Origin of the sequence: Sphingobacterium sp. JUb20 (assembly GCF_004342035.1) — a bacterium.
Lineage (GTDB): Bacteria > Bacteroidota > Bacteroidia > Sphingobacteriales > Sphingobacteriaceae > Sphingobacterium > Sphingobacterium anhuiense.
Genome location: NZ_SLYV01000004.1, coordinates 309,688 through 329,940, shown reverse-complemented (window position 1 = coordinate 329,940; position 20,253 = coordinate 309,688). Strand labels below are relative to the sequence as shown.

The following is a 20,253-nucleotide window of genomic DNA, read 5'->3' as shown; positions in this document are numbered from 1 at the left end:
AATTTCTTACCTCCTTTAACATCTAAATATACACCACAGGCATGAGTTTTAAAGCGAGCTATTGGTAGCAAAAAATCTCAAAAGAATTATTTGCGTCATTCTACTATAATAAAAGTTAGCCCTCGAAAATCAAGGGCTAACCATATTCAAAAAAAATTAACAGCTATTATCTCCAACCTAACGGCTGTATCAAATTTGGATTCAAGACAGTCTGTCCAATTGGAATCGGACGGTAATAATATTTAGGACCATCAACCCACTGACGCGGTTGATTCTTATCTTTAAAAAAGACAATATGACCTGAACTACCGTTACTCAAATAAATATTATTTTCACTTACATAATATCCAGGTAACGCTTTGTATTTTTCAGGTAATGAAGCTTTATCAGATTCTTTCTCTAAGATAACAAGATCGGGTTCGCCATCTCCTGTTACATCAAGTGCTCCAAAGCCAGGCACATAAATACCTTTAGGGTTGACTGCAAATAACTCCCCAACATACCATCTGTTTAGATCATTAAACCTAAAACCTTCAGAGGCTAATTCTATTCTTCGTTCTCTACGAATTTCTAAAACAATTCCTTTATTAGCATGTTTTACATTACTATATTTTGAAGCCATAATAGGATCAATATTACTCTGTGCTTCTGCAAGTTTTAAAGTAGGCATTCCTACCCGTCTTCTTAATACTCCAATAGTTAAATCCAGGTCACCTTGAGTTATTTTCCCAAGTTCTGCTTGCGCTTCTGCATAGTTTAAAAGTACCTCAGCATAACGCATCATTGGAAGATCCGTGTAGTTTAAGTTCCATCCCTTACGCTGATTCGGGTCTCTAGGATAAAATTTAATCTGAAGATATCCACCATAACTTGGTTTCAATACATAAGGAATATTAACATCAGGATTCGTTTTAAAACCAGGCTCCATAATATTCTCTGCTAAACGAGGATCGCGATTTTTAAATATTTCAGTCACCTGTTTTTTATCATAATCAGGTAATGAAGTAAAACGGGAACCATCCTTCATCAAAAATTCCTCCATCAAGTCTTTACTCAATGCCCATTGGTAATCAAATACAGTATGCGTATTATTAGCTACCCCATCCGCTTCGCCATTCTTCCATAAATAAATAATTTCTTTATTAGCTGACAAATCTTTGCTAACAAATAAGTTCCTGTAATCTTCTTCAAGCTTACCTGTATTAGTGATACTAAATCCTCCTTGATCCATTACTTGCTTAGAAGCACTTGCCGATCTTTCCAAAAATTTATGAGCAGTCTCTTCTAAATTAAGATATGTGTGATACTTACGATATGTCCCTTCATAAAGAGCAATACGAGATAGCAAGGTCAATGCGACCCATTTCGTCACTCTAGTATTTGTTCCTCCAGGTTTAATATGCGCGACAGCATATTCTAAATCGGCCATAATAGAATCGACAACTAAAGTCCGGCTATCTTGCTTTTTCATCAGCAAGTCCTCATCCGTATCTTTGATCACCTGGTTGTACCAAGGCACATCACCATAAGTCATCACCATATTATAATATAGGTTTGCTCTAAAAAAACGAGCAATACCTACATAATGATTAATCGAAGCTTGATCTCCCGTCGTGTTTGCAACTCTTTGTAGCATAAAATTGATTCTACGCACGTTATCCCATCCTCCCCATCCACCAGCATTAGCAATTGTTAGATTGCCTCTAACCATTGCATCTGTTGTTGACGATCCACTCATACCCGCAATATTATCCGTAAATCCATCGCTATAATTAGGACCAATCATGCCGTAAAATCCATTCGTATATGTTTCTAAATCCGCAGGAGTCTTAAATGTGCTATTCTCAGTCACACTCGTTTGAGGAAATCGATCCAAAAAATCTTTTTGACAAGAAGTGAGTGCCAATACGACTACACATGCCAAAGAAATAATTATTGTGTTTTTCATAATCATTAAAAATTTAAATTCATACCAAAAGAGTAGGTACGTTGAAATGGATAAATCTGTCCTCCTAATCCTTCTGGATCTAACGAAACTTTAAGATTAGATTTTTCAAATAGATTCTCTCCACTAAAATAAAAATACACTCGTCCAAGACCAGCTTTCTCAACCCATTGCTTAGGTAATGAGTAACCAAAAGTTATGTTCTTAACTCGCAAATAACTCGCATCTTGCATATACTTTTTATTTGGAACAGCTAATGAACGATTAGAAACTTCTGCAGCATAAGCTCGAACCGCAGGGAAATAACCATCTGGATTTTCCGGAGTCCAGTGATCCAGATTTTGTACAGTTACATTAGTCCATGGCTGGGCATAAATTCCCCAAAAGTAAACATGAGCACCACCCGGATACCAATCCTTTTTACCCACTCCCTGGAGGAAAACGCGCAAATTAAATCCCTTCCAATCACCCCCTAAATCTAAACTATACGGATACTGAGTACTCGAGTTTCCGACAATTACACGGTCACCATGATCTTCTAAGGTATTTTTACCAAAATTAATACGCTTATCACCATTTAAATCTTTGAACTTAATATCTCCGATATAAGAGTTATTACCTTGATTACCATTTCCGATATCAACTTGATTTAAAGCGTCCAATTGTGCTTGGTTTTCAAAAACACCATCATATTCCAAACCCCAAATCTCACCAAGCTTCATTCCTGTATAGTAGTCACCCAAATTCCCGGCAGGATTACTAAACTTTGTTATCTCAGCTTTACTATTTGCGATAACAAAAGTCACATTATATTTAAATGGTGAATTAGATAACTCAAATTGATCATTCCAACCCAAACGTAACTCCCAACCTTTGGTTTTAAGATCTGCAGCATTTATCTTTGGTGATGCTGTTCCAAAAACGCCAGGTAGGGTCCTTCCTGCAGAAAGCATACCTTCAGTTTTTCTCACATATGTATCAAAATTTAAATTCAATCGATTATTGATCGCCGCTAGATCTACACCGAAATTCGTCGTAGAAACCTTTTCCCAAGTTAAACTATTTGAAACTTCACCTGGAGCTCCAATTGACATTGGTCTCTCGTTTCCTAATATCTGTCCGATTTTGGACGCCGACATTGTGGGTACAAACGAATAATTTGCAACGCTTTGATTCCCCAATTGACCATATGATCCCCTAAGCTTAAACATATTAAGTACAGGTTTAATCGGTTCAAAAAACTGCTCTTCCGAAATTACCCATCCTGCTGATGCAGAAGGAAAAAAGCCCCAACGATCACCTTTTGGAAATCTTGACGATCCATCATAACGACCATTAAACTCAGCAAGGTATCTTCCCTTGTAATTATAACCCAGCCTGTAAAAAATCCCCTGAACAGCCCAGTCATCTATAGTATGACGCGTCGTCATAGTGCCAGTAGCCAGTTCAACAGTTGGTAAATCTCTTGATAATAGATCATTCCTACGCAACGATGCCCATTCATTTTTTCTATATTCTTGATTGTAACCAAGTAGAGCACTTAAATTATGATCTCCAAATGTTTTATTAAAATTTGAATAAATATTGATAACATCATATCTGTTATTATCATTGCTTTTACTTGCATATGAGGTAGTCGAACCGGCATACTTAATCTCTGTCTCAGGTCCAATTTTATAAGGAATTGGCACATCGTATGAATCAGTATTTCCACTTGTACGCCGCAATGTAACATCAGCATTGATATCCCAAATATTTTTTATTATTGCAGCTTTAGCATTAAAGGTTGTTTGAAACTCATTTATATTACGTGTCGTTCGTCCTCCTTCTTGCATACGTCCTAGCAAACCTGCTCCTGCCGACGTCCAACTTCCATCAGGATTTTTAGGCACATCCAAGGAGCTTGTACGATTGACATTCCAAAAGAAGTCACCATCCATAAAAACTGGAGAATTAAAATCTCGAATAGTCAATAAAGTATTATTACCAAAAGAAAGCCAATCATTTACTTGAAAATCAGCTTTACCGCGCACGTTATATCTTTTTAGAACATCTTCACCATATTTTAACATCCCATCCTGTTTATAATATTCGCCTGAAAATAAGTATTGTAACTTTTCTGCTCTTTTGCCAACACTCATATTAACAGTCGTAGTAGGGGCAGTTTTTTTATATGCTTCATCCATCCAATCCGTCGAACCATAATACATATAATTCAATTTATTGGTAGGATCCAGAATAACATTGGGCAATGACGGATCTTCCTGCATTTTCTTTGCATAGTCTCGAATTGCATCAGGAAACAAATCATAAAGTGGAGCCGCGGCCATACGCTTATATTCCATAACAGTAAGAGGGTCTGTTACAATATCTGGCATTTTACCTACAGTACGGACCGAAGTGTTGATACCTAAATTTACTTGAACATCATCACTTTTAGCTGTTTTAGTAGTGATTAACACAACACCGAATGCGGCTCTTGCACCATAAATAGCAGCTGCGGCTGCATCTTTTAAGACCGTATAAGTTTCGAAATCATTAGGATTTAATCTTGCCAATTCATCTTCCGAATGTGGAACATTATCTACTAAAATCAATGGACCACCTCCATTTATAGATGTAGTGCCCCTAATATTAAAGGTTGCAGCTGCAGTAGGGTTTCCACTAGGATTTGTAATATTTAAATTAGGGATTAATCCTTGCAATGCAGCTCCGATATTGGTGACAGGGCGATTTTCCAATTGCTTGGCAGAAATCTGATCTACAGCACCTGTCAGATTTATTTTTTTTTGTGTTCCAAAACCTACAACAATTGCCTCCTCAAGAAGCGAAGCATCTGCTATCAAATCAACATTTAGTAATGGGCCAGCTTGTACTTCCTGCATCTTAAAGCCTATCGAAGTAAACACGAGCGTAGAGCCTTTTGGTACCTCCAAAGTAAATTCACCGGTACTATTTGTTTTAGTACCTAATGATTTCTTTCCTTTAACAAAGACAGACACATCTTGTACACCTCTTCCTTGACTGGTTACTTTACCTCTTACAAGGATTTCTGATTGTGCAGTTTTGTGGATTGGTGAAGCATATATTACATTATAATCCACATGCATTAGAGATAGCATCAATCCGATAGACAATGCTTTTTGGGTAGTTGAAACTCGATACAAAGGGCAATAAAATTTACCTTTCCATTTTGAAACGAGGGAAAACTTATTCATATTTGAACAATTAAGGTTAATTAAAATTTTTTTTAGACTTTTTGGTTTCCTTATACCTGAAGGAGATGTTAGCGCATCTCCTTTTGTATTTTGAGGATCTTGTAATTAGTTATCCATAGGCATTTTAATTTTAGATGATTTAAATAGTGTTATTAAAAATGTCAATTTTCAGCTATTATATTATGATTTACCTGTTTACAAATAGTAAAACAATGAATTAAAAACAACATTAATTCCCCAAATATAAGGTCTCAAGTTTAGCATTACTTAAACTCAATATTAAATTAAAAATTTTTTTATTCATATTAAGTAGACTTGTGAAGAACATTTATATTCTACAATCTTTAAATAATTAGCAAAAAATGGTTTTTATCAGGTTTTATAGAGTAAATCATGAAATATTGGAAAAATGCATGATTGAATAAAAGAAATTCGTAGCCAATTTTTCAGTAAATAAATATCTAACTATATCTTCTAAGCAACTAGAATGTAACAACCCTGTGAATTACAATATACGAGACAGGAAATACTTGTGACTACTTAAAACTAATCTTATATTAGCTATGTACATTTATAGAACCTAAAAAACAATCAATATACATGAAGCCCGTATTTGCAAAAGTTTTAGAAGGATTTGAAAACAATATATTTGTAACACGTGAAATAAACCGACCTTTTTTTTCAACAGAATTTCATTTTCATAAAGAATGTCAATTCACATACATTGTCAAAAGCGAAGGTCGTCGCATGATTGGAGATAGTTTAGATACTTTTACCAGCGATGAACTGACTTTCATCGGATCAGATTTACCACATGTCTGGCACAATGACAGTCAAGATTTAAATATTAACCATGCGGCATCTTCGATGGCATTATACTTTGAGCCGGATAAGTTAATTAGTACACTTTCCCTTTTTTTTAACACATCCAAACTCGAGCAGTTCTTTGCCCTATCTCAGAGAGGGCTAATATTTCATGGTAAATTAAAAAATGACCTGAAAAGTATTTTACAAAAAATGATAAGCAGTGAGGGTATCCCAAAAACGATTCTCTTACTTGAGCTTTTCCAAAAAATGTTAAATTCTCAGGAATATAGTTTTCTTTCAAGCCCAGGATATACAAATACTTACATTGCTAAAGACAATGAAAAGATTGATAAAATTTTCCGACATGTATTCGACAATTTTTCTAAAGAAATAAATTTAGAGGAAGTTTCCAAAATAGCGAATATGACCAAACATGCTTTTTGTAGATATTTTAAAACCCGCACGCAAAAAACATTTATTCAGTTTGTCAATGAAGTCCGTATTAGTCAAGCATGTAAACTCATTAATGAAGATAAAAACCAGATTGGAAATATCGCTTATGATTGTGGTTTTAACAGTTTATCAAATTTTAACAAGATTTTTAAAACTACAAAAGGAATTACTCCAAGCGAGTACAAAAATGAGTTGCTGAAATAAAAAATAATGCTTCATTACTAGTAAATATCAATAAATTGATACTCGAAAAACCATTAATAAATATAAAGTCCAGTTGAAGTTAATCTGTCTGGACTTTATATTCTCATTTATAATTTTATTTCTTTTTATTTTTCAAACCGTAACATTACTTTTCCAGTTACACGGTCCCCCCTTTTTAAGGGGCGATATTCAACCTCTGCATGAGAGGATAGAAAACCTTCACGTCCAGCATTATTGTAATCTGCGACCAACATATTAATACTATTTTTATCCGTGCTTATCCAAGCTCTAAAATGTTGTTTACCATTACCTAAGACCTTAACCTTATTCCCATTTAAATTCGACAAATCAGCTGAGTAAATATTTTCTTTCGTTGCCCTAAAGAGGTTCGAACCTGCATCTGTCTGATCAAAAGACCAACCTAAGTGGGGTAAAGCAGATGGTCCCGCCGAAGCAGAAACGGGTAGATCAGGATTAAAAGCGACAGCATGACCAGTCAATGACCCGAGATGATCCTGCGGATACATATTCCAATATCCATGACGTTTCCATTCTAAATTATTAAATTCTTTAGGTATTTCAAATACCAATCCAACCTGCCTTGGTGATACTGCAGTTCTCAATTCAAAATCATAGCTAACCGTTAATACGCCATTTGCTTTAAACACATAAATATATGCTCCTTCAGCTTCTTTGTATGCTCCCTTAACACGTATAGTTAAACTATCTTTCTGTATGTTATAGACCACCGACTGACATACCCAGTTCTCACAAACAGGGTTAAAAGGTTCAAAATTTTGATCTTTACCAACCATTTGAATACCCCTGCCTTCCGAATTGAGCGGCAATAACATCAATGTAGCCCCTTTATTGATCAAATTGTTACCATGGACATCATAAACTTTTAAAAGCCCATCAGACTTATTGATTTCAAACACCCTGTTCTTGTCCTTAACAAGGATAGCTTCATTTTTTTCTTCAAAACTGACAGAACCTTTCTTTTCAACCTCCGCGACCATTACTTTCGGTTTCAAGGAATATAGATATTCATCTATTACAAAACCTAAAGGAGAAATTATTCTCAAATAAATTTCCTGATCCAAGTGTTTTTCATTCTTCAGATCGATATCAAAATGACCTTTACTTCTGGCAGGTAAATTCACTTGCACAACCCCACTATCCTGACCAGAGCACCATTCAAATCGACAAGCAGACAGATCCGTAAAATTATGACGATTCTCGACATCAAAAGATACTACACCGTCCTTTGATAAATTTCCACGCTGTTCTAATTTTACTGGACTGTATGACTTTTTCATATTCCAATACTCGGGTTTCGCCCGACGCCAGCCATCCAACGGACCCCATGTTCCATATCCGACAACCTTGTTGTTAGGTAAGAAAAAAGTATCATCTATTCCAGCCCAGATTGCGCCACCAAGCACACCTTGACTGTTGTACATAGCTGTCCACATTTTATCCAATAACGGTCCCCACATATTTCTTACACCGGGATCTGCCGATAGTTCAAAACGATTGTAAGAATTTACATGGATATATTCGTCAAAAGTAACCGGACGTTTACTATTGCGATACATATCTGGACCAGTTGGACCAGGATAATGATGGTTCGTCACCTCAAGCTCGCCATTATCAGCATCCGGGCCCCATTGACTGAATATGCGGGGACGGGATGGATCCATCTTTTTAATAACTTCACCAGCTTCCTTAAAATACTCTTTATAAAGATTAGACTCATTTCCTAAAGACCACATAATAATAGAAGGATGACTCTTGTCCCGGTTAACCATCTCAATATGTTGATTCACCAGAAGAGGGTACATATCCTCTTTTTTAATAGCAGTCTCATGTGCCCAACAAAATGGAGCCTCAACCTCTACAAACATACCAAGCTCGTCACAAGCCTCAAGCAATCTCTCATCAGGAGGATAATGCGATGTACGAATATAATTTACATTGGCTTCTCTAAACAACTTAACATCTTTAGCCCAAATATCACCTTCCAAAGATCTTCCTCGGAGTGGCATCACTTCATGTCTATTAACACCTCTTAACTTGATCGGTTTTCCATTAACCAAAAACTGGTTTCCTCTTACTTCAAGCTCTCTAAAGCCAACTCTTCGCTTTGTGCGATGTAAAACACCCGATCCATCACTTAATTCACAAATTAACGTGTACAAATAGGGAGACTCAGATGTCCAATGATGAGGTTTACGAATCTGAAACTTTAGACTACGATTTAAATTTATACCATTTTTCAACTCATCAACTAGATATTCCGACTTTCCTAAATCAACGGATCTTCCCTCTGTGTCCAACAAACTAAATGCTAGTTTAAGAGTACCTTTGTCTTTAATAGATTCATTTGACAACTGCACATCCGCAGACAAAACCGCATCTGTATAGCTCGCATCAAAATCAGTAACCACATGAAAAGAAGAAATATTTGTCTCTGGGATCGCAAACAAAAATATATCTCGAGTTATACCACCAAGGGCATGTACAGCATAGCGTGATGCGCTCGCTAAGGAATCAGCTAAACTTTCGCTACGTACAGCTATGGTAATCTGGTTAGTAGCACCATAGTGAACAAAATCTGTCACATCGATCTCAAAAGGAGTAAATCCCCCTATATGACTTCCTACTTTCTTACCATTAATATAAACTGTACTTTCACTAAAAATCCCATTATTTCTAAGCTTGACACGCTGTCCTTTCCAACTTACAGGGATTTCAAATTGACGAAAATAGCCCGCCTTAGCTCCTTTCTCTACTTCAAAACCTTGCATCACCCATTCGCCCGGAACCTGTATATTCTTACAATCTACAGCTTGCGGAGACTTCCAGAAACTTTCGTTCGGATCAACATCAAATAACCATTTTCCATTCAAATCTATTTTTGTAGATTGGATATGATCAGGAAAAGGCGTTAATCTTGGAACAACAATATCTTGCGCCCATATTATAAGCGGAGAAAGAAATCCAAAGAAAAGGACTAATAATGATTTCATTTATTTAGATTTTAGATATTTACTCATGATAAAAAAATCCCTCCCGGATTACAGATCATGTACGTTTCAAAAATGAATAATAAAAATCGTCTTTTCTGCAACTAAACTAACCCTTTCTTAAACTATAATACCTCATAATATCCCATACAACATCTCTTTCAGTATAAATTATTGAAAATCTATCCACATACACTAAAAATTAAAAAATCCAGCAAGTAAACATTTGCTGGATTTCCTACATCAAATAATAAGATTAATCAAGTTTCAATTCAAAATTAAATGTTGACTTTTGAATACCTTTTTCCTGAATAACAAGTTTCATTAGATTATTCGCCCCCTTTGTTAATGGAATAATTCCTGCTAATTTAATTCTGCTCATGGCATAAGGATCAAGTGGAGCTATCAGTCCACTAGCGATCAAAGTTTTCTTTTCACCATCAAGAATATATAATTCTAACTTACTTTCCTTAGATTTCACTAGCCCAAAATTATCCACCTGTACTTCGAAAACTTGCTGATCTTTTGTTTTATCCACTATCGGCTTTCTAGCTGATAAAATCGCTTCGTTATACGCCACCCATGGCACTCTGGTATAACCAAAAAGAATCTTTCCCGACTTAGATTTACCAATTAATTTGGGAGCAAATTCATCTTGAGTTAACCCATGCCCACTATTCTCAAATGTAATGATAACCCCATCTTTTATATTTTCTAATTTAGTTGCACGGCTCCCTTTTCCATAATTAACAAGCTCTGATTTTCCAAATCGCAATGTTTGTAAATCCAACTCCTTAGCAGGATCAAAATTAGGCTCTTTTAACACTTTGACACGGACAAATTTTGTATTTAAAGATGGTAGTTCTGTATTCAGCATTTCCATCAGCATTCCTGGGTTCAATGGAATCGAAATATTTTTTGAACTATGTCGGTCATTCGGTTTATCTTCCAGCTTTAAAACATCAATAACGGCGAAATTTGCCTGATAAGCTCGACCGTACTTATCTTGCAATACTTTAATGCGCTCATACTTAAACCAATCTTCCTTTACACCATCCTGATGAAAAGATATACCAGTGGTATAAGCTTCCCCTGGATCAGTTATCCAATTTACACCATCTTTAGAACGCTGATAAAAAGCAATTCGTCCCAACCAATCATTTACAATAAGATGATACTGAATATGATCGCGCCAAACAACTGGATCTTCGAACTCTCCATCAACAGCTGGATATACGCGTTTATCTGTTATCTGATTATAAGGACTTAAACCTGTTTCACTAAACCAGATACCACCACCTCGGCACACCATCAAATTAGAGCCATCCTCACGTTTTGCAAAGGTTAGGTTTGACAAACCTTCGATGATAGGACGATCCCGTTGATCAAATACAAATTTCTCATACTTCCAAGGCCCATTATAGCTATCAGATATGTAGTAACCATTGATCACATAAATGACATACTTACCATTTTTCGCTCTGAAAATTTCAGGATTATGACCTTTACCTATAGTATCAACAATTTTGTATGGTCCAATTGAATGATCACTAACCGTATGGTATACAATTGAATTCGGCCATTCCATATGTCCTTTCTCTGAACTTTCAGGCCATCCACATACATAAAGATGAAACTTACCATCATCGCCTTTTAATATGTTACCGCCCCAGTACGATCGCTCACCATCTTCGATACCATTATCAATATATCGTTTACGCACTCCCTCCGCTCCCCAATCACTCGCAACTATAACTTTTCCATTAGGCATAGGTAGAAAACGATCTTTAAAGCGAGCACCTTCAACAAGTAGATCCCATTCTTTAGGACGTGGCCTTTCAGTAATTTGACCATAAGATGGGGCAATCATCCACAAGCAAAATAAAGCAGTCGTATACAGTCCAAATTTTCTCGGCTTTTTCATAATCTTAAGTGAAGTAAATAATAGTTATGTAAAGATACTTATGACCAATTTTATATTGCAAAGCCTATTTTACCAAGCTTTGATCCAATATTATCACTTAATATCTTAAATCGAAAAGATTAACTAGACAAAAACTCAAATTATTATCAAAGGAAACTTCATAAAAATATATGACCTAGTAAACAGCCTACTTTACATAAAGTTATTTACCCTATAATGACACTATATTACCCTTATGCGATTGACAAGTTTTAACATATCCCATCATTAAGTTAAAATAGTTTTAATACATGTCAGAAAAGTTTTGGTTATTCTTTTTTTCTCATACTAGTTTTACAGTTCAATATAAATCACGACTATCACGATCAATAAATTTTGATACTAAACAGAAATGTGGATGATATTACGTAGGTAATTTTCATATAATATCATTGCCTATTTAAACAAACGATTGTAAACAATATCCTCAAAACAATAAACTAAAATTAAACCTATGAAAAGAAAGCTAAACGTTAACATTACGGGAAGCATGACTGCATTTGTGCTTTTGTTTGGGACTGTCCCGATAGCAAAAGCAAGCTCATTACATTATGCGCTAATAAATGCACAGCAAACCTCTCAAAACCAACAAATAAAAGGAAAAGTTACTGATGAATCAGGCAAACCTTTAGTTGGAGTAACCATAAAAGTAAAAGGAACGTCAATTGGAACTAAAACCGATTCAGAAGGTAATTTCAACCTGAATGCTACAACCAATCAAACATTGGTTATCACATATGTCGGTTATATTTCAAAAGAAGTTCCTATCGGTACAAACCCTGCTAACCTTACTATTACACTCGACACGGAGGTTAATATGCTGGAGGAAACTGTAGTAGTTGGATTCGGTACACAAAAGAAAGCTACATTAACTGGTGCCGTCAGTGTAATGAAATCTGATGCAATATCCAACAGACCCATTACAAATGCAACCCAAGCACTTTCTGGACAGGTACCAGGTGTATGGGTAAACCAACAGTCTGGACAGCCCGGTCGTGATGGAGCTAACATACGAGTGAGAGGAATCGGTACTATAGGAACAAGTGATGCATTAGTTATTATTGATGGAATAGTGGGATCACTGGGAGCAGTAAATGCAAATGATATTGAGTCTATTTCAGTTCTTAAGGATGCTTCTGCTGCTATTTATGGTTCTCGAGCTGCTAATGGAGTTATACTTGTACAAACGAAGAAAGGTGCTAAAGGCAGAGTTAAAATCGATTTCACTACATCTTTTGGAAAACAGACTGCAACTAAACTTCCTGAGATGATTACAAATTCTGTAGATTATATGAACTTATATAATCAGGCACTTATAAATCAAGGAAGTCCAACATTTTTTAGTAAAGAAACGATTAACGAATACCAAAATGGTAAAGACCCCAATATTTATCCCAACACGGATTGGTTAGATCTGATCATGCGTAACGCTAGCATTCAGACCAATCAATTAGGTATATCTGGCGGGGAAGGGAATACCCAATTTAACTTATCACTGGGTTATACCAATCAGGATGGAATTGTTCAAAATGGAAATGCAAAACTCTATAATCTGAGAGCCAACGTAGATACTAAAGTCAATGATAAATTAGATGTAGGTTTACGATCTGGTATTCGTTACCAAAACAGAAAAGAATCTTTTAATGGTTCAGGTAATTTATTTACGGAACTCTATCGTACACTTCCTTACTATGGAACCTACACCTCAAATGGTGAATATGCTTCTACATGGGTTAATTCAGTCAATGCTCAATTCCGAAATCCACTCGCTATGGTTAATGAAGGAAAGAACCACAGTGCATATGGAAACTTTAATACCAATGTATTTTTAAATTATAAAATACTTGATGGATTAAAATTTAATGTTACAGGAGGTGTTAATTATTCAACAAATGATAATCAGACTTTTGTTCCCAAAACTCTTGTCTATAACCCAAAAACATTAACTGTCACTTCAACAATGAATGCCTCAGGCCCTAATGCGAGCAATAATTGGGATAAGACTCTATATAAAACACTTTTTAGTAGTTTGACTTACAACAAAATCATTGCAGAAAATCATGATTTTACGATAGCGGGAATATACAGTCAAGAGGAAGAAGAATACCGGACTTTATCGGGATCGATAATGGGATTCGTCAACAATACATTAACTGAAATAAATGCCGGGCTTACTACACCACTAACAAATGGAACGACATATGGTTGGGCACTTCGCTCCTATATAGGGCGCTTTAATTATGCATATAAAGAGAAATACTTACTTGAAGGTATTGCACGATACGATGGTTCTTCACGATTCTCTCCAGAAAACAGATGGGGATTCTTTCCATCTATATCGGCCGGATGGAGAATTACACAAGAAGATTTCATGAAAAATCAGACATTGATTGACGAATTAAAGATTCGCGCCTCATGGGGTAAATCTGGTAATGATCGTATGGGGTTCAATGACCAACGAGATTTGTATGCGTATATTCCAACACTTGCTTTTGCTAGATTTTATCCCTTAAGTGACAATATCGCAACAGGAATTGCACAGATGTCCATCGTTGATGAAAATATTAAATGGGAGGTTGGTACAAAAACAAATATTGGATTTGATGCCACTTTATTAAAAAGAAAATTGAATGTGACATTTGACTACTTTGAGGATAAACGCGAGGGTATTTTACGTCAGATCCAACTTCCAAATTTCATAGGAATACGAAATGCCCCTTTCAGAAATTTAGCAACTGTAAGCAACAAGGGATGGGAATTATCTTCTAACTATACTCATAAAATTGGAGAAGTGGATATTAATGCTGGCTTTAATCTGACCCATGTAAAAAATAAGATAGACTACATACCTGATCCACAAATCGGACGAAACGCATTATTACAAGGAGAAGCTATTAATGCATTCTATATGTGGAAGTCTTTAGGTATATTCCAATCGCAGGAAGAAGTAGATTCCAGCCCGAAGCAAAATGCTGTCCCTACTAAACCTGGTGATATTAAATTTGAAGATTTCAGTGGTCCTGAGGGAAAACCTGATGGTATCATCGATGCTCATGACCGACAAGTTGTCGGCAAACCAATACCAACCTGGACGTATGGGGCTAATATTAACGTGAGTTATAAAGGAGTAGATCTGCGTATTAATTTACAAGGTGTTGCAGATGTTGAATCATATGTTGGTAGTGAATTATATTTTCCTTTCCTAAATGGTGCAGGAGTATCAAAAAGATGGGAAGCTGGCAATACATGGACACCAGAAAATCCCAATGCAAAACTACCAAGATTAGTACAATATAGTGCATCCAACAGTCAAAATTATGCAGATAACAGCTTTTGGCTTCAAGACGCCTCGTTTTTAAGAGTTAAGAATATACAATTAGGTTATTCGTTGCCTAGCAGTCTACTTTCTAAACTCAAAATGGGCGGGATTAGAGTGTATATTGATGCACAGAATGTTTTCACGTTCACCAAGTTTGAAGGGCTTGATCCCGAACGAGACTTAGCAAATATGTCTCCTGCACAATATCCAAATGTTAGGATGATTACAGGAGGTATAAATCTAAAATTTTAATCTAAAAAAAGCTTATCATGAACACTAAAAAATATATCTCAATGAGTATAGCTGCTTTAGCTATTCTAACAACCTCGTGCCAAAAAGATTTCCTAAACAAACTCCCGCAGGATTCCATTTCACCAGAAGTCTTTTGGAAAACAGAAGAAGATGCTAAAGCTGCAAACATTGGTTGTTATTCTGCACTTTGGGATGTCACGACAGAAGTATTGCCCTATCTAGATGTACTAACTCCTAACGCATATAGCAATTATCCATGGGAAGGATGGAAAAATATCTCTCTGAGTGCACAGACACCCAATGATCTAGGAGGGATGGGAAATATGTATAATGGTGCTTACGGAGGTATCTCGGCAACAAACAACTTTCTAGCAAATATCGATAAAGTTCAAATGGACGAAGGTCGAAAAGCTACGATGAAAGGAGAAGCATATTTTTTAAGAGCTTATTATTACTCCATTCTTGTTAATTATTGGGGGGGAGTTGTTATGATTTTGGACAACCCTAATCTTGAGCAGATGAATGCAAAAAAAAGCACAAAAGAAGAAGTGTATGCACAGATTGAAAAAGATTTAACGGCAGCAACAGAGATGCTTCCAAATGAAGCTAGTGAAAAAGGTCGTGTCACAAAAGGTTCCGCATATGGTCTTCTGACTCGTATTTACCTTTACCAAGAAAAGTGGGAAAAATCGGCTCAATCAGCATCTCAAGTTATGAAAATGGGTTACACTTTATTTCCGAATTATCGTAGCCTATTTTTAGAAGCAAATGAGAATAACAGCGAAGTAATCTTTGACATCCAATTTTTGCAACCAAGATTTCCAACGAGCTGGGACATTTATTTAGGTATATATGCTCCAACAAATTCGCCAGGATGGAGTTCAATAGAACCTACACAAGATCTGATAGATGAATACGAAATGAAAGATGGGAGTAAATACACAACTACCAATCCAATTGCTGATCCCAAAGATCCTAACAATAATAGAGATCCAAGACTTGATCAGACGATTTTCAGAAAAGGAGTACTTTACAACTCCGTTCCTTATCCTGTAACAGCTGATGGTTGGCCTGGAGTATATACAGGTTATAGTTATAAAAAATACACTGTATACGATAATAATACAAACCTTAGCAATGCAATAGGTGGAACCGGTCTTTCACAAATTAATGGAATTGTCATTAGGTACGCAGATGTTCTACTGATGTATGCAGAAGCACTCAATGAAATTTCGGGTCCAACCAATGATGTATACACAGCGATCAATCAAGTACGAGCTAGGCCTACGGTCAATATGCCTGCTATTCCATCTGGTCTCTCTAAAGAACAGATGCGTGAACGAATCAGACATGAAAGAAGAATTGAATTTGCTGGTGAAGGTCTTTACTATTCAGATATTCGAAGATGGAAAATTGCCGAGGAGATACTAAATAAATCAATCGTATTAAATGGTGGACAAACCAAAGGATCAATTGAAAAGAGAATATTCAGAAAAGAGAAAGACTATTTGATGCCTTTCCCTCAAAAAGATATAGACAATGCTCCAAACATGAAAGATCAACAGAATCCAGGGTATTAAAACCTTGGAGTAATTAGATATCTATATCTCACCTTCTAATTCCTTAAATATGAAGAAAGCACAGTTACAATTGCAGCTGTGCTTTCTTCATTATCATAAAACCGCATTCTCTACTCATTTAAAGGAGCTGAAGATTTATATTAGTACTGGCAAAAGACCATAAAACAAGTCAGTAATTAACATGATTTTTCTGGCCAACCTCTGATTATTTAAATCCAATAAATATAAGGTATCTAAAAAGACACCTTATATTTTAAATTTTTACTTCAACTTTAAAAACACTGTTCCTGAATATTTCTTGGTTTTATTGCGAGTACCTTGATAATTACCCCAGCTAATTGTCCAATAATCCCATTTATCACTCACGAGCAATTGCTGACCACCATCTTTATTAACATTCATTTTTGCGGATTGCTTACCATCGCTAATTACATTTAAGGCACCCCTATCTCCTAACACGGTATAACTATAAATATTTTCTTTCTTAGCTCGATAAATTCCCGATGCTGACATTTCGGCTTTGTACAATACCGCAGGATCTTTTTTAGTAAGAAAATAGTCCGACATCGAATGAGATACTTCAAAATTTGGTTTGATACCAAAAGATTCAGTGCTGTTATACACTTTTTTAGCCGTGCCCTTTAAAGCTGACATATGTTCCTCAGGATAAGTTGTCCAATAACCCTTGCGATCCCAGCTTATTTTATCCAGATCAGAATCTACAGGCACACCTACCCCTATATCCCAGGTATAGGCAGGAATACTGTCCGCGCTGTATGATATTTTAATTTGCCCGTTAGGATATAAAGAGGTAACCATCTCAACCGGATACTTATCCACTTCACCTTTGCTACGGATTACAAATACCTCTTTATTCAATTGATCAAAACTAAAGTTAGCAACACGATAATCACCCGATAATATGGCATCTGTATTTTTGAGTACACCAGCATCTTTAGGTCTATTCACCACTAGAAGCGGATTACCTGTAATTACAGCTACATCCTTTACGGATCCCTGATCAATAGCTCCTGTTTTCTTATTGATTTTAAAAGTAAAATCGCCAGATTTTAGTGTGAACTGACTACTTTCATCAGCCACTGTCCAGACACCTGTTGATACAATTGCAGGGGCTTTATGTTCACCCTCCATACTGATCAACTCTTCATCAATCAATGCACCTGTTTTGTCTTTAAACTGAATCTTTACAGATGAAGAAGAAGTCGAGATCGGAACAATCATTTCACCTTTAGCATGGGGCGCCACGTCTGGCATAGCAATAGCAACTTCTTTACCATTAATGAAAGCTGTTGCTTTAATACTTTTCAAATTAGTATGATCATAGCGATTATGAAGTGGCAATATGATACTACCTGTTGCTTTTTTAACATCACCGACCAGCACTCTAATCGGTGAATATGCTTTTTTAGTATTCCAGAATTCGGTTTTCTTCCTTCTCCACACATCAACAATTCCCCAAGGACCGTAACCCGTCATACCATCTTTCATTGTAAAAGTTTCATCAATCATTCCCCAGATAGCACCGCCAAGATAGCCTTTCACATCAAAACGATAGGTCCAAGTAGAGTCCATACTTACTCCCCAAAAATCCCTTACATTAGGATCATAAGTGCTCAAATCGGTATTATAACAGTTCACATGTACCCACTCATCGCCAATAATCGGCATTTCCCCTTTCATATTTTTCTCGTACTTGCCTAGATCACTATATTTACCATTATATGCCGGATAGTGCGATACCAGAATGTCAAAATTTCTTTTCCCTTGATCCAAAGCTGTTGCTGGAAAAGACCAAGAAACGGGTCTGCTCTTATCCACAGATTTTACAAACTCATACGATTTTTGAAAATTAGTACCCCAATTACTTTCATTCCCGATAGACCACATCACAATAGAAGCATGGTTTCTGTCCCGATCTATCATTTCACTCAACTGACCAAGGTAACGATCCGTATAAGCTGAATCACTTTGTGTCTCAAATTTATTGTAAGGTACCACTCGCCAATCCAACACAAAACAAACTGCAGTTTCTTCCTGTACATAGATACCATATCGATCACAGAACTCAAGAAAGTCTTCAGTTGGAGGATAATGTGAAGTACGGATAAAATTCATATTCGATTCTTTGGTCAGTACAGCATCAATACTATCCTGTGCCCGATTGGTACTACGCCCAAGTGTAGGATGCATATCGTGTCGACAAGCCCCCCGTAGCTTTACAGTTTTGCCGTTCACCAACATTTCATTGTCTTTATTAATTTCGATACTCCGAAACCCAACCAGCTGTTCAATCGTTTGTTGAGTCTTACCATTTTTTATGACACTTAAGATCATCTTATATAAAAAAGGTGACTCCGCTGTCCAAGAACTTACTTTTGGAACAGCAATACTGTCTTTCCAGATATCACCGATAGCTTTTAAAGATCTCGGTTTTGACCATACTTTTTTTCCAGAAGGATCTATTAAATCATAGTGTGCAGTTAAGTTTTTACTTTGAGGTAACTCCATCTGTATACTTAATGTTCCATCCGTATAATTATTAGTAAGCCATGATTTAGCGTATAAATATTGAACAGGACTTTCGGGTAAGATAACGTAATCAACTTTTCGTGTGATCCCGCCTATAGTATGATGTGCATAACCAGAGGCATAAGAAATATCATCCGCACGATCCGTAACTTCCACATGCAACCAGTTGTCCTGACCAGGTTTGATAAACTTCGTTATATCCGCATCCCACGCGGTAAACCCACCAAAATGCTCACGTACAAGGTTACCATTAAAATAAACCTTTGCATGGTTAAATACACCGTTGAAACGCACAGCATGACGTTTACCTTTAGTATTTTCGGTGATGTTTATTTTTTTACGGTATACGAAGGCGGTGTCATGCTTTATTTTAAACCCCTGCATCATGGCCTCGCCTGGCACCATTATTTTTTGCCAATTAGCCGAAATAGTTTTATCAAAAATAGACGTAGCAGATGGGGTAAGATTAATTTCCCATTCACCATCCAGACTTTTTACAGCGCTATCAATACCTTCTACCCGAGTAGATTTAGGTGGTAAATGCTGTCGTCCACCTGCCATAAAGGTTTGAGCAACCACATGAGAAGCAAAAAATATCATTAAAATGAATACTGACCAATTTTTCACAATTTGCATTTTTAAGAAGATTATATTTAAAAAAACTTATAACCGCAAGATATGTCAATCAAATATCTGATTCTAAAACAATACTAATCATTAAGTAAACTTTTTTACCCATCTAAATCAAGTGAATTGTAAAGCATCAAAATAAACATCATTAAAAGATTTTACCAATGTAAATAAAAACACTTTCAATTATATGATCAAAAAATATAATTGAAAGCATTATGCAATTACCGCTTCAAAACTACTTTGAGTGAAATTTAGCACACCTATGTATTCAGTCAAATTTGTATATTTAGATATCCCATC

Annotated in this window: 8 protein-coding genes; 3 read left to right on the top strand and 5 right to left on the bottom strand. The window is 36.1% G+C overall.

What is annotated here, in order from left to right; translation table 11 throughout:
- Positions 1-166 precede the first annotated feature (166 nt).
- Together EDF66_RS09035 and EDF66_RS09030 are read right to left on the bottom strand one after the other, a co-directional pair.
- Positions 167-1,948, bottom strand: coding sequence for a RagB/SusD family nutrient uptake outer membrane protein (locus tag EDF66_RS09035; RefSeq protein WP_132842113.1), 1,782 nt, complete (start codon positions 1,946-1,948; stop codon positions 167-169).
- A 5-nt stretch (positions 1,949-1,953) separates the two neighbouring features.
- Positions 1,954-5,163, bottom strand: a complete 3,210-nt coding sequence (locus EDF66_RS09030; protein WP_207898552.1) for a SusC/RagA family TonB-linked outer membrane protein — start codon at positions 5,161-5,163, stop codon at positions 1,954-1,956.
- A 600-nt stretch (positions 5,164-5,763) separates the two neighbouring features.
- Here EDF66_RS09030 and EDF66_RS09025 point away from each other — a divergent pair.
- Entirely contained in the window at positions 5,764-6,627 is an 864-nt protein-coding gene (locus EDF66_RS09025) for an AraC family transcriptional regulator (RefSeq protein ID WP_132842111.1), read from the top strand.
- A 125-nt stretch (positions 6,628-6,752) separates the two neighbouring features.
- On the opposite strand, the gene EDF66_RS09020 is transcribed toward EDF66_RS09025, so the two are convergent.
- Entirely contained in the window at positions 6,753-9,659 is a 2,907-nt protein-coding gene (locus EDF66_RS09020; protein WP_132842110.1) for a glycoside hydrolase family 2 protein, read from the bottom strand.
- A gap of 253 nt (positions 9,660-9,912) precedes the next feature.
- Positions 9,913-11,580 carry a glycoside hydrolase family protein gene (locus EDF66_RS09015; RefSeq protein ID WP_132842109.1) on the bottom strand — a complete coding sequence of 556 codons (1,668 nt, stop codon included), beginning with the start codon at positions 11,578-11,580 and terminating at the stop codon, positions 9,913-9,915.
- 493 nt (positions 11,581-12,073) lie between these two features.
- Here EDF66_RS09015 and EDF66_RS09010 point away from each other — a divergent pair, with 493 nt between their 5' ends.
- Both EDF66_RS09010 and EDF66_RS09005 read left to right on the top strand, forming a co-directional pair.
- Complete coding sequence (locus tag EDF66_RS09010; protein WP_132842107.1) at positions 12,074-15,190, top strand: SusC/RagA family TonB-linked outer membrane protein; 3,117 nt, start codon at positions 12,074-12,076, stop codon at positions 15,188-15,190.
- Between the two features lie 17 nt (positions 15,191-15,207).
- Complete coding sequence (locus tag EDF66_RS09005) at positions 15,208-16,770, top strand: RagB/SusD family nutrient uptake outer membrane protein (RefSeq protein ID WP_132842106.1); 1,563 nt, start codon at positions 15,208-15,210, stop codon at positions 16,768-16,770.
- A gap of 261 nt (positions 16,771-17,031) precedes the next feature.
- Here EDF66_RS09005 and EDF66_RS09000 read toward each other — a convergent pair whose 3' ends face one another.
- Entirely contained in the window at positions 17,032-19,947 is a 2,916-nt protein-coding gene (locus EDF66_RS09000; protein WP_165902410.1) for a glycoside hydrolase family 2 protein, read from the bottom strand.
- Positions 19,948-20,253 lie beyond the last annotated feature (306 nt).